Annotated in this window: 14 protein-coding genes; 12 read left to right on the top strand and 2 right to left on the bottom strand. The window is 26.6% G+C overall.

Translation table 11 applies throughout. The annotated features are described in order from the left end of the window. Window positions 1-129: 129 nt before the first annotated feature. The 3 genes from BEN51_RS10640 to BEN51_RS10630 all read left to right on the top strand — a co-directional run bounded on the left by BEN51_RS10640 (window position 130) and on the right by BEN51_RS10630 (window position 2,240). On the top strand, window positions 130-1,080 hold the full coding sequence (locus tag BEN51_RS10640) for a DnaD domain protein (RefSeq protein WP_119866043.1): 951 nt from the start codon (window positions 130-132) through the stop codon (window positions 1,078-1,080). After that, window positions 1,028-1,831: an ATP-binding protein gene (locus BEN51_RS10635; protein ID WP_119866042.1), complete on the top strand. Its 804-nt coding sequence runs from the start codon at window positions 1,028-1,030 to the stop codon at window positions 1,829-1,831. The genes BEN51_RS10640 and BEN51_RS10635 overlap by 53 nt, the downstream gene beginning before the upstream one ends. 208 nt (window positions 1,832-2,039) lie before the next feature. Next, window positions 2,040-2,240, top strand: a complete 201-nt coding sequence (locus BEN51_RS10630; protein WP_123962173.1) for a hypothetical protein — start codon at window positions 2,040-2,042, stop codon at window positions 2,238-2,240. Between the two features lie 260 nt (window positions 2,241-2,500). Here BEN51_RS10630 and BEN51_RS10625 read toward each other — a convergent pair whose 3' ends face one another. Next, window positions 2,501-3,025, bottom strand: coding sequence for a hypothetical protein (locus BEN51_RS10625; protein ID WP_207652768.1), 525 nt, complete (start codon window positions 3,023-3,025; stop codon window positions 2,501-2,503). A 123-nt stretch (window positions 3,026-3,148) separates the two neighbouring features. On the opposite strand from BEN51_RS10625, the gene BEN51_RS10620 reads away from it, so the two are divergent. The 4 genes from BEN51_RS10620 (at window position 3,149) to BEN51_RS10605 (ending at window position 6,633) form a co-directional block, all read left to right on the top strand. Continuing rightward, window positions 3,149-3,865, top strand: a complete 717-nt coding sequence (locus BEN51_RS10620; protein ID WP_119866040.1) for a TRM11 family SAM-dependent methyltransferase — start codon at window positions 3,149-3,151, stop codon at window positions 3,863-3,865. Window positions 3,866-3,941: 76 nt separating this feature from the next. Continuing rightward, complete coding sequence (locus BEN51_RS10615) at window positions 3,942-4,706, top strand: DNA-methyltransferase (RefSeq protein ID WP_119866039.1); 765 nt, start codon at window positions 3,942-3,944, stop codon at window positions 4,704-4,706. A 33-nt stretch (window positions 4,707-4,739) separates the two neighbouring features. Further along, complete coding sequence (locus tag BEN51_RS10610) at window positions 4,740-5,639, top strand: DNA adenine methylase (RefSeq protein WP_119866038.1); 900 nt, start codon at window positions 4,740-4,742, stop codon at window positions 5,637-5,639. A gap of 64 nt (window positions 5,640-5,703) precedes the next feature. After that, window positions 5,704-6,633, top strand: coding sequence for a type II restriction endonuclease (locus tag BEN51_RS10605; RefSeq protein WP_119866037.1), 930 nt, complete (start codon window positions 5,704-5,706; stop codon window positions 6,631-6,633). Between the two features lie 246 nt (window positions 6,634-6,879). Here BEN51_RS10605 and BEN51_RS14165 read toward each other — a convergent pair whose 3' ends face one another. Continuing rightward, window positions 6,880-7,068, bottom strand: coding sequence for an NERD domain-containing protein (locus BEN51_RS14165; RefSeq protein ID WP_119866616.1), 189 nt, complete (start codon window positions 7,066-7,068; stop codon window positions 6,880-6,882). Between the two features lie 137 nt (window positions 7,069-7,205). Between BEN51_RS14165 and BEN51_RS10595 the strand changes: the two genes are divergently transcribed. From BEN51_RS10595 to BEN51_RS10575, 5 genes are all read left to right on the top strand, one after another. Then, window positions 7,206-9,440 carry a Piwi domain-containing protein gene (locus tag BEN51_RS10595; protein ID WP_119866036.1) on the top strand — a complete coding sequence of 745 codons (2,235 nt, stop codon included), beginning with the start codon at window positions 7,206-7,208 and terminating at the stop codon, window positions 9,438-9,440. A gap of 71 nt (window positions 9,441-9,511) precedes the next feature. Continuing rightward, window positions 9,512-10,360: a DUF2971 domain-containing protein gene (locus tag BEN51_RS10590; RefSeq protein WP_119866035.1), complete on the top strand. Its 849-nt coding sequence runs from the start codon at window positions 9,512-9,514 to the stop codon at window positions 10,358-10,360. Window positions 10,361-10,991: 631 nt separating this feature from the next. Then, window positions 10,992-11,609, top strand: coding sequence for a class I SAM-dependent methyltransferase (locus BEN51_RS10585; protein WP_119866034.1), 618 nt, complete (start codon window positions 10,992-10,994; stop codon window positions 11,607-11,609). Window positions 11,610-11,643: 34 nt separating this feature from the next. After that, a complete protein-coding gene (locus BEN51_RS10580; RefSeq protein ID WP_119866033.1) occupies window positions 11,644-11,979 on the top strand; it encodes a CPCC family cysteine-rich protein in 336 nt (111 codons plus the stop codon). Between the two features lie 36 nt (window positions 11,980-12,015). Continuing rightward, window positions 12,016-12,324, top strand: coding sequence for a nucleoside triphosphate pyrophosphohydrolase (locus tag BEN51_RS10575; protein ID WP_119866032.1), 309 nt, complete (start codon window positions 12,016-12,018; stop codon window positions 12,322-12,324). Window positions 12,325-12,326: the final 2 nt, after the last annotated feature.

Genomic DNA, 12,326 nt, shown 5'->3' with positions numbered 1-12,326 from the left:
AGGGAAGAACCAGAAATTTATAAAAGATATTTAAAGGAGACAAGCTATAGAAAGTTTGAAATAAAGACAGAATTAGATAATTAAAAAGCTTAGGAGAATTGTAAGTCAAAAGTAGAAAGGGAGGATATTATGGCTATTTTCAGGGCAGTAAAAAATAAAAACTATACAGTAATTCACAATGGTTTCTTAGAAGACAGGAATTTAAGCCTTAAGGCAAAGGGTTTGCTTGCTTACTTTTTAAGTAAGCCTGATGATTGGAACTTTTACTTGAGAGACATAATAAAACATGCTAGAGATGGGAAGGACAGCATTTCAACAGCCATAAAGGAATTAATGGAATTCGGCTATATAGAAAGAATAAGAAATAGAGATGAAAGGGGCAAATTCACTGGGGGATATGAATATTTAGTTTATGAAGTCCCAAGGGAAAGAGAAAGTTCTGAAGATGGAAATAATCCACTTTGGGAAGAAGCCATACTGGAAGAAAGTGAAATAAAAAGTTCAATAAAGGAAAAGCATAGGGCTGAAAAATGGAATGTGGATAGTTCTAATGCGGAGAAATGGAATTCGGAAAATAGCAAGGAGCAAGAGCCGAATTCGAAAAATCCGCCCCTACTAAATACTAAATCTATACTAAATACTGATAAAGAACTAAATACTGAATATATACTAAATACTAATACTACAACAAATACTGATATAACTAATAATAGCATAGAAGCTAAATCTAAAAGTTATGAAGGCTCTGAAAAAGAAGAAGAAAGATTAAGTTGTAGTTGTAGTTGTGATAATGAAAGCATATATAAATTATTTAGAGATAATGGCTTTGGAAAAATAAACGAGATAACAAGGGAGCTTTTAGATGACTGCATAAAAAATTACTCAGAGGAAGCTCTGAGAGAAGCTATGGTAGAAGCAATAAGACATAATAAATACTCCTTAAGCTATGTGGAAGGCATACTAAAAAACAAGTTTCAAAAGTCTAGAGAGAAAGAGGGGATAAAAGGTGGAGATGCTATATCAAGTTATGAAGAAGAACTTCGAAGAAGGGGATGTATCCTCGACCTTGACGACTTGTAATATCTGTGGGGAGAAAACACAAAAGATTCTAGAACTCTTTGGAAGAAGCATGAGGGTGAAGGTTTTATGCAGCTGCAAAAAGAAGGAGCTAAAAGAGCAGGAGATAAGGGAGAAGGAGGAAGAAAAAAGAGATAGACTAAAAATCCTCCTAAAAAATTCCCTTATGGAAAGAAGCTTTTATGACAAAACCTTTGAAAACTGGGACTTTAAGAAGGGAGATAAAAGGTTCTATAACCTTGGCCTTAAATATGCAGAAAACTTTAAAAAGATCAAGGAAGAGGGACTAGGCCTTCTAATAACTGGCTCTGTAGGTAATGGTAAAAGTTATTTATCCTTTGCAATAGCAAATAGCCTCCTAAAGAAGGGAGTTCCTGTAGTCTGCATTAGCATTAATGGTCTTTTAGAAAGAATAAGGGAAACCTACAACAGCTGGGGCAGGGAAGGAGAATACGAAATCCTAAAATCCATAGAAGCTGCTGACCTTCTAGTAATTGACGACCTAGGCACAGAACAAGGGACAGAATGGAGCCTATCAAAAATCTACACCATCCTAGACAGCAGGTACAGAAAGAAACTGCCAACCATAGTTACAAGCAACTATTCCCTTGGCCAGCTAAAGGAAAGATATGGGGAAAGAATTGTTGATAGGCTTATAGAAATGTGCATAAACATAGAAAATAAAAATCCAAGTATAAGGAAGATTAAATCGGAGGAGAATAAGGAGAAACTGAGGGGGATGTTGGGGGGATAAAGGATATTCAAAAAAATAATATTCTTTAATTTTAAGATATTTAAAAATAACCAGTAACTAAAATAATTAAGTATAATATGATAAATAATAATACTTAAAATTTAGGAGCTGGTATCTTGGGATAGTTAAAAATTTTGAAGAAGCTGCAAACTATGTATCAAGAAAAATTGTTAATGAGATGCTAAAGAAACATCTAAATAATCAATATTTGAAAGAGATTCAAGTACCTAATATTGAAGAGGCAAAGTATCTTAAAGAAGAACGTGCCTTATTAGTTAATAAAATTTATACTTCTTTTTGGAAGAAGATTTGTGAAGTTTTTGGATATGAATATAAGGATAAACATGATGAGATTATAATTAACAGGAATGATGTCAATAATATTCATTTTTTGGTGGATAGCTTTTAATTAGAGGATGATTTACTTAAGGAATTTAAAAGGTTTAAAATCAAAAATGATAGGATGAGAACTCTTAAAATAGAAAAGAATAACGAAGAGAATAAATTAAGATTTATAAATTATATAAAAAATAATTTGGATAAATAATTTTTGATATAAGTAAGTAGAGATAAAACATATTCAAAAATTATTAAAATTAGTGACTGTATAAGATAATTCTGATACAGTCACTAACCTTATAATTTTCATTTTATAAAAATGTTTTATTTTTAATTAGGAAGTTCAAGAAAATTCAAAGGTATCTCATTGAAAAAATATTTACAACCATTTATCTCCATGTAATCTAATATATCTTTATATTGAGGTTTTTTAAACCAGTCATTTAATAAATAAAAATATTTTACTTTTATTTTTAATGGATCAAAAAGCTTTGAATATTGATAAATTTTAAATCCAAATGTTTGTAATTTTTCATCAACAGAACCGCCTACATTTTGAAATTTTTTCTCTATTATAAAAATAGTATTAGTTTTTTCTAGAAAAAGAGCCTCATCTGGTAATAGTTGTTTTGAAATATATTCTTTATAGTTTATTCCTCTTGGATTTAATATTAGTTTATATAAGTCATGCTTTTTAGCAAGCATGCCAATATATTCGCCATTATAATATATTACATTATTTATAATTTCATAACCCGGTACATTTGATAAGGCATCTTGTAAATCTGTTTCTTGTTCAAATTTTAGTCCATTAATATTTGTTTGTTTTCCCCCACCATATATATTTTTAGCCAAAAAAATTCCCCCTTTAAATGAAATATATAAAAGCTTGTCTAAGCATATTATAAATGAAAGTAATGTAGAAAAGAATAAATCAAAGAAATTTTGACCAAAATTCCTTCATAGGGAAGTGATAAAATGTATAGAGAATTTAATCTTGAAACCAAATCAATATGGAGTTTTAAAAATAGGGGAAACTGGGAAACTCATAAAGGAGATTATCCAGGCAATTGGAGTCCATATGTGCCTAGAAATCTTATATTAAGATATTCAAAAGAAAATGATCTAATATTAGATCAATTTTTAGGTAGTGGAACTACTCTTATTGAAGCAAAGTTATTAAATAGAAGAGCTATTGGAATAGATATAAATGATGAGGCTTTAAAGATATCTAAAAATAGAATTTATTCAATTAAAGGTGATAAAGATATAAAATTAATCAAGGCTAGTGCTAGAAATTTAGATGTTATTGAAAGTGAGAGTATAGACTTAATTTGTACTCATCCCCCATATTCAAATATTATAAAATACAGTAAGGATTTAGAAGATGACTTATCATTGCTAAATTTAGATGAATTTTATGAAAGTATGAAGGAGGTTTCAAAAGAAGCATTTCGAGTATTAAAAAAAAGGAAGTATTGTGCAATTATGATGGAGGATATAAGAAAAAATGGTCGTGTTATTCCATTAGGATTTAATGTTATGCAATTATTTATAAATGAAGGTTTTAATCTTAAGGAGATAATAATAAAAGAACAGCATAATTGTAGTTCTACAAAATATTGGGAGGAAATAAGTTTAAAAAGAAACTTTTATCTATTAGCTCATGAATATATATTTATTTTCTTTAAATAATATCTTTTAAATTGGATTTATTGATAAATTTCTTTATAATAAAGAGTATGAGTATTAACTATAAAGGCGGTTAATTATGAAATACATAGATGAAAAAAACTACAAGTTATTATTGGGGGATTGTATTAAGGAATTAAAGAAAATGGAAAGTAAATCAATAGATATGATATTCGCGGATCCACCTTATAAACTTAGTAATGATGGAATAACATGTAAATCTGGAAAAATGGAAAGTGTTAATAAAGGGGAGTGGGATAAATCTTTAGGAGTTGAACTTGATTATAAATTTAATATGAAATGGTTAAAGGCATGTGATAGAGTTTTAAAAGATAATGGAACTATGTGGATATCAGGAACATATCACATTATCCATTCAATTGCCTTTGCATTACAAAAGTTAGGATATTACATAATAAATGAAGTAACTTGGGTAAAACCAAATGCTGCCCCTAATTTAGGTTGTAGATGTTTTACAGCAAGTCAAGAGACATTACTTTGGGTAAAAAAGAATAAGAAAGCAAAACATACTTTTAACTATTATTTGATGAAAGAAATGAATGGTGGAAAACAAATGAGAAGTGTATGGGAAATATCAACAACTCCGAAAAGGGAAAAGAAACATGGATATCATCCAACTCAAAAACCAAAAGAACTGTTATATAGATGTATATTATCAAGTACAAATGAAGGTGATATAATTTTAGATCCCTTTTGTGGTTCAGGATCAACTGGAGTTGTTGCTATAGAAAATAATAGAGTTTTTATAGGAATAGATAAAGAAGAGGAATATCTAGAAATTACAAACAAAAGAATAAAAGAAATAGAAAATCTAATTACATAATGGAGTAGTTAGATTAATTTAGGAGTGATAACAATGAAATCTAGTATTAAGCCCTTCTTAAAATGGGCTGGTGGAAAGACACAGCTTTTAGATGAAATAGTGAGTGATTTACCTGAAAATATAAAAGACATTAAAAGATACGTGGAGCCTTTTGTTGGTGCTGGTTCAGTGTTTTTTTATTTCTTAGAAAATGATTATTTTGAAGAATACATAATAAATGATATAAATTCTAAGTTGATAAATTTATATGAAGTTATTAGAGATAATCCTGAAAAATTAATAGAAGAAATAAAGAAGCTTAAGAATATATATTTAAACTTAGAAATGGAAGAAAGGGAAAAACTATTTTATGAAATCAGAAATAAGTTTAATTCCTTAGATTGTAATAAATTACAATTAGCTACTTATTTTATATTTTTAAATAAAACATGTTTTAATGGATTATATAGAGAGAATTCAAAAGGAGAATTTAATGTACCCTTTGGAAAGTATAAAAATCCAAGTTTCTTTGATGAAGAATTGTTAATGAATATTTCTAAATTCCTAAATATGAAAAATAAAAATGGGGAATTTAGAGTTAAAATTTTAAATAAGAATTTTTATGAAGTTGATGAGTATATAAATAATAATACATTTGTATATTTTGATCCACCATATAGACCAGTAACAAAAGGGGGATTTACGTCTTATAATAAAAGTTCTTTTAATGATGAATCACAAATATTATTAAGAGATTTTTATAAAGAGATGAGTGATAGAGGAGCCAAAATAATGTTAAGTAATTCGGATCCTAAAAATTTAGATGAGAATGATAATTTTTTTGATGATTTATATTCTGAATTTAATATAAAGAGAGTTTATGCAAAAAGAAATATTAATTCAGACGCAAGTAAAAGAGGGAAGATAACAGAATTGTTAATAACTAATTATTAAAATAAAATTATATACTTCTATTTATAGTATAGACAAAAATATATAAGTAAAGAGGGGATTTGGGATGAATTTAGATAAAAAAAGAATTGATTATAATAAATCAGAAGAAACATTTAAATACTTCATGAGTAGTTTAAAAGATAGCATAAGTGGATGGGATTATTTTGTAAAATGGAAAAAAGTTTATAAAAATTTATCAGAAGTAGAAATGAGTTTAAACTTATTAAATTATTTACTTGGAAAAGAGAAGGTTGAAGAGGAATTTAAAAGTTTATTAAAAAAGTATCCAGATATTATAAAAGCTATTCCTATATTACTAGCAAGTAGAGAGAGTTGTTTTCAAATATTAAAACCAATTGATGATAATGAAATAAAGTTTGATATTGAAAAATATGATTTGTCTAATACTGTTGATTTATCAGAGAATGATATAGATAGAATTGTAGAATTTACTAAAAATACAGGGATATTGGATATTATTAAAAATAAGAAAGTTAAAAATTTAGTAGATTATGTACTAGGAGTAGAGGTTGGGCTTGATAGTAATGGTAGAAAAAATCGTTCAGGAACTAGCATGGAAAATTTAGTTGAGCTATTTATAAAAGATTTATGTAATAAATATAATTACGAATATACTGTACAAGCTACCCCTAATAGAATTAAAGAAAAGTGGAATTTAAATGTTAAGGTTGATAAGGCTAGTAGAAGATTTGATTTTGCAATTAAAACAAATAATAAACTGTTCTTAATAGAAACAAATTATTATAGTGGTGGAGGTTCAAAGTTAAAAGCGACAGCAGGGGAATATAAAACATTATATGATTTAATAATTTCTGATGGTTATGAATTTATTTGGATTACTGATGGAAAAGGATGGCTTGCAGCAAGTAAATCTTTACAGGAAACTTTTGAACATAATAAATATTTATTAAATTTAAATATGATAGAAGAAGGAATATTGGAAAGTATATTAAATGAAAGTATAAGTATATAAATAGATTATTTAATAATTTTTAGAGCTAATTTTAGATTGAATTAAAAAAGGCTAAAAGATAAATTACAATCTTTTAGCCTTTATATTTTCTACATGAACTTTTTTAATAAAATCATTAGCATGGGTGTAAGCTTACAACTTTATATATAATTTATCTATTTCTTCCTTTGACATTAAAGTAAAGGAATTATTCATATCTTCCTTAATTGCTTTCTTTTTATTACCTTTGCATTAGAAGAAATTAGATTAATTTTTTAAGAGTATAATGCTCACTAAATATAATAAAAAATTTATAAAAATTATCCTATCAATTTCTAAAGTAGATTTTAATGTGCTTATATGACTTTTATTTTGCCATATTGGATTATAAAACTTATTCTTTTGATTATTTTGAAGGGTTTGTGTCCAATATTTATTTTTCTCATCTCCAACGATTTAACTACTGTAATTTTTAGGTTTTAATAAATATATAAGGTTTATATAGAAAATATTGAAATTTAATATTTTATTAGGTAAAATTGAGTAAAAAATGAATAAAATAGTATAATTCAATTAGATTTGGAGGAGAAAATGTGGAAAATTTAACAATAGAAGCTTTTAAAGGAATAGGTTATATAAAACCTTTAAAATTTTATGAATATTCTATTGTACCAAAATGTGAAATAGACAATATTCATAAGATTTTAGGACAAGCTAGATACAAAATGCATTCATATAATAATTTTAAAGCAGTATTTGTTAAAAATCACAAGTTATATGCTTTAGAAAAGCTTAGTATTCCAAAGATGGATAATATGGAGATCAATTTTAATAAATCAACAGAGTTAGGAATTGAAAATAATTTAGATATTTATAAAGAAGTTGTAATTTATTATATAAACAATTCTTTAAGACAAGTAAGGAATAAGTTTGGGTATAAGAAATATATTACAAAATATACGGATGAGATAATATGTAATACTATAATAGATAGAGATTTATCTGAAAAATATCAAACTCAAAATGGGATATATTTCAAAAGAAAATTTAAGATTAACCCTGAAGTTTTGAAAAATGGTGAAGTAATTTTATATATTAGTTGTTCATCAGATTTTTCAACCCAAAAAACTATTTTTGATTTTATTAACGAAAAGAAAGATATAATTGGATTAACAGTTAAGAATAAGTGGAGTAATATTAAAGGAACTGGTGAAATTGTAGAAATTTCTGATAGAAGGGTAGGTGAAGTATCACCTGAACTAGGAGTGAATTTAATAGAGTATTATAAAAATATGAACCAAGCTTATAGAGTAAATCAATTTACAGAGGAAGATAAGAATGCTAATGTTATAAAAGTTAAAACAGGAAAAAAGATTTATGAATTTATTCCCCATTCTTTAGAACCAATTATTACTAGAGAATATTTGAAAAAATATGACCCTAATTTCTCTATAAAAATAGAACCTTTGTTAAAAATGGAAATGAGTTATAGATATGTAACTTTAAAATCTTTTATAAATGATATAGGAAGTATAAAGGAATTAAATGATATTAAATTTATAGCTTCTTATTTTGATGATGTCTCTAAATTAGGCTATAGTAAGGGAATTATTGAAGAACCAATATTATTAAGTGCTAATGGAATTATTAAAAATAAGATTAATGTTTTTAGTAAGGGATTTTATAAAATTTCAAAACAAAAAGTAAACTTTGGGGTTATATATCCTGAAGGAGAAGAAATTGAAACTCAAAAAACTATTAGAGCAATATTCGATTTTTTAAAGGAAGGAAAATATCATAAAGAGGAAAATAAGTATATTAAAAAGAATTTATTATATTTAAATTTTGATAAAAAAGAATGTATATATGAGGAATATAAAGCAGGAGATATAATAGATTATAAAAAAGCTGCTTTGAGACTTAAGGAATATAGTAGTCTAAGTTTTATTATTGCAATAATTCCAAATATTGAAGATGATGAAAATGAAAATCCATATAATCCTTTTAAAAGAGTATGGGCTGAACTTGGAATACCATCTCAAATGGTTTCTTTAAAAACTGCAGAAAGATTTGTAAATTCTACAAGCAAAACAGAATTGTATTATTTACATAATATTGCTCTTGGTATTCTTGGAAAAATAGGAGGAGTTCCCTGGGGAATTTCAAACATGCCAGGGGATATTGATTGTTTTATTGGTTTAGATGTTGGAACAAGAGAAAAAGGAATACATAATCCAGCTTGTTCGGTTGTTTTTGATAAGTATGGTGAGCTTATTAATTATTACAAGCCTACAATACCTCAAAGTGGTGAGATTATTCAAACTGAAATATTACAAGAAATATTTGATAAAATTTTATTATCTTATGAAGAAAAATACGGTAGATATCCTAAAAATATTATGATTCATAGGGATGGATTTTCTAGAGAGGATTTAGATTGGTATAAAAATTATTTTGATAAAAAATCAATAGATTTTACTATAGTTGAAATAAAGAAGAATATACCACTAAAAATAGCTGAGATTAAAAATGGAGAGGTAAAAAATCCAAAAGCCGGAAGTTATATATTAAAAGAAGACAAAGCATATTTAATAACTACGGATATTCGAGAAAATTTAGGTTCACCTAGACCATTAAAAATTGAAAAAATATATGGAAAAGCTGAAATGATGACAATTCTGAAACAAATATATTTTTTAGCAAATGTCCATGTTGGATCTACCAAAGCTTTAAGATTACCTATAACTGTAGGGTATGCAGATAAGATATGTAAAGCTATTGATTTTATTCCATCAGGTGTATTAGATAATAGGTTGTTTTTCTTGTAACATATAAAGTTTTCAGTAATTCATAGAATATCAGAAAGACTATAGAGAGTAATTAATGAAATAGTAATACTATGGATATAAAAAAATATTTTGATAAGTTAAATATAAGTTTAGAAGAGGCAATAGATTATAAAAATAAATTTATACCTAAAATTTTATATAAATATGTATCATTATTAGATGATAGATATGTAGCGTATTATAAGAAAAATAAAAAGAGATTAAATTCGTTAAGAGATAATATGTTATGGCTTTCTAATTATAAAAAGTTTAATGATCCATTTGAATTAAAAATGCTAACTATCGATAGGGAAAGGCTTAAAGGAACAGGATGGAATTCAGAAGAGATAGAAAAATATTTAGAATATTTTAGAAATGCTACACTTATATCTTGTTTTAGTTCAGATATTGACAATAATATGCCTATGTGGGCACATTATGCAAATAATCATAAGGGTTATTGTGTAAAATATTCTGTTTTAAATCCACAATTAATTTTCCCAGTAATGTATGAACCTGTTAGAAGTAAAAGTGCAGTAATTGTAGCTAATATTATTAAAGAAATAATGGAAGCATATATTAATAAGCTAGAGAAGCCATCAGAAGGATTTTATAAGTATTTTGGCTTTTTATATAGTTCATTTACTTGTAAGCATAATATGTGGAAAGATGAAAAGGAATATAGATTATTATATATTAATAGTAATTTAAATAATCAAGAAGGTAAATTAATAAATTTAACAGAGGTAGGATTAAAAGTAGATGCAATATATATTGGGTATAATTGTGATGAGATTTATAAAACACAGCTTATAGAAATAGCTAAGAGTATCGGTTGTGACTTATTAAAGATGACATTTGATGAATATAGTGAAGAATTTAAGTTAGTACCAGAACTATTATATAATAACATAGATTAGTAAAATAAATATTGAAAAAATAAAAATAAAATTATAGATTTGTATATTATTTATATTATATTTAAAGAAAATAATAATTTTGCTACAAATAAGCTTGTGTAATTATTAATTCATTTAATATTGTTAACATATCAAATGTTATTAAATTTAATAAAACATCATTTTAGAGAAAAGATCTAAATTGTGCAATTTGTAAATAATTTGTTTGAAAAAGATAGAATTAATAGTAGGATTATAGAATATAAATTATGAACTGATATTAACATAATCTATTAAAAAGAAGAAAAACATATAGTGAAAAATGGAATCAGAAGTTTGGAAAATAATATATTTTGATGAATAAGCAGCAGTAGACTTATTAGAATTAGAATAATGAAGGTAAAGAATCGGTAGTTATTAAAAATCTTAATGAAACTGTAGCACAAATTAAAGGAGAAGGTTCAATAAATAAACGTTTTTTAATCTTTCGTATTAAGTTATTCACTAATATTTCCACCTATTCTGTGAAGAATTTATTTTTTAATTACTTGTAAAACTATTTATTTTATCAATAATTTATCTTCACAGAAATAAACTCTATCACTAATCTAAATATTGTATAATTAATATATACTTATAAGGAGAAAGTAGCATGCAAACCTACTGGAACACCATCTACCAAACCCTAAACAACAAGCCACCAAGCTACGACCTCTGGCTAGACAAATACGAACCCATACTAAAAGCCAACAAAGACAGCCTAATAATAGACTTAGGCTGTGGCTCAGGGGGAGACACTTTATATTTAATAGAAAGAAATTACAAGGTCCTATCCTGTGACTATTCAGAAGAAGCCTTAAAAATAGTAAGAAAATACATAGCTAATTCAGAAACAAGTCAGCTTGATTTAACTCAAAAACTTCCCTTTGAAGATGAAAGTGCTTCAGTTATCATAGCTGATTTATCTCTACATTACTTTAACGATGCTGCTACTAAAAAGATTATCCAAGAAATAAAGAGGGTTCTAAAGCCTAAGGGCTATTTAATAGGCAGGCTTAATTCAGTTAATGACAAAAACTACGGAGCCTTAGCTGGGCAAAAAATAGAAAAGCATTTTTACTTAACTGAAAGTGGCTATAAAAGATTTTTTGATAGGGAAGATATAGAATATTACTTTAAAGATTTTGAAATTAAGCACTGCAGTGAAGAAAGTATGATGAGATATGTAGATGAGAAAATAGCTTGGGAATTTGCCGTTCAAAAAATATAGCTTTTACTTTTATTAAAGAATAGGTGGTCTATTTATGAGTAAAAAAGAATATAAGTATTTGCCAGAAGTAAAAAGTAGGGAAATAATAAGTAACCAATCTAATGATGAAGTTTATGTAAAGGGAAATTCACCATGTCCTTGTTGTGGATTTATTACCATTCCCAATAATGGAAATGCACTTTCTTATGTATGCCCAGTATGTTTGTGGGAAATAGATTTGTTCCTTAAAAGTGATAATGAAGCAAGTGATTTAAATCATGGCTTAACATTAATTGAAGCAAGAAAAAATTATAAAGATTATGGAGCGGTATTGTATAATTTAAAGGAATATTCTAGAGAACCATTAGAGAAGGAATATCCAAATAAATAAGCTTAGAATTAAATTGAGCAAAAGGGGGAGCAGCAAATGAAAGAATACAACAAACTAGTAAGGGACAAAATACCAGAAATAATAAAGGCAGCTGGCAGTGAATGTGAAATAGAAATTGCCTCAGAGGAGGATAAATATAAGCTTTTAGAAAATAAACTTAAGGAAGAGCTTGAAGAATTCCTAGAAGAAAAGAACCTAGAAGAGCTGGCAGATATTATGGAAGTTTTATTTGGACTTGCTTCTGCCCTAGGATATAGTGAAGAAGAACTTATTAAGGCAAGGAATAAGAAAAAAGAAGAAAGAGGCGGCTTTAAGGAAGGTATAATTCTTAAGGCTGTAAAATAATT

The organism is Clostridium isatidis (genome assembly GCF_002285495.1).
GTDB classification, from domain to species: Bacteria; Bacillota; Clostridia; order Clostridiales; family Clostridiaceae; genus Clostridium; species Clostridium isatidis.
The sequence above is the reverse complement of the archived record's forward strand: the minus strand, read 5'-3'. Positions and strand labels throughout refer to the sequence as shown.

Excerpts from the sequence above, each read along its gene's own strand:
- BEN51_RS10615 (WP_119866039.1), top strand. The coding sequence starts at position 3,942 with ATGAAATACATAGATGAAAAAAACTACAAGTTATTATTGGGGGATTGT.
- BEN51_RS10580 (WP_119866033.1), top strand. The coding sequence starts at position 11,644 with ATGAGTAAAAAAGAATATAAGTATTTGCCAGAAGTAAAAAGTAGGGAA.
- BEN51_RS10575 (WP_119866032.1), top strand. The coding sequence starts at position 12,016 with ATGAAAGAATACAACAAACTAGTAAGGGACAAAATACCAGAAATAATA.
- BEN51_RS10585 (WP_119866034.1), top strand. The coding sequence starts at position 10,992 with ATGCAAACCTACTGGAACACCATCTACCAAACCCTAAACAACAAGCCA.
- BEN51_RS10590 (WP_119866035.1), top strand. The coding sequence starts at position 9,512 with ATGGATATAAAAAAATATTTTGATAAGTTAAATATAAGTTTAGAAGAG.
- BEN51_RS10620 (WP_119866040.1), top strand. The coding sequence starts at position 3,149 with ATGTATAGAGAATTTAATCTTGAAACCAAATCAATATGGAGTTTTAAA.
- BEN51_RS10635 (WP_119866042.1), top strand. The coding sequence starts at position 1,028 with ATGAAGAAGAACTTCGAAGAAGGGGATGTATCCTCGACCTTGACGACT.
- BEN51_RS10610 (WP_119866038.1), top strand. The coding sequence starts at position 4,740 with ATGAAATCTAGTATTAAGCCCTTCTTAAAATGGGCTGGTGGAAAGACA.
- BEN51_RS10640 (WP_119866043.1), top strand. The coding sequence starts at position 130 with ATGGCTATTTTCAGGGCAGTAAAAAATAAAAACTATACAGTAATTCAC.
- BEN51_RS10605 (WP_119866037.1), top strand. The coding sequence starts at position 5,704 with ATGAATTTAGATAAAAAAAGAATTGATTATAATAAATCAGAAGAAACA.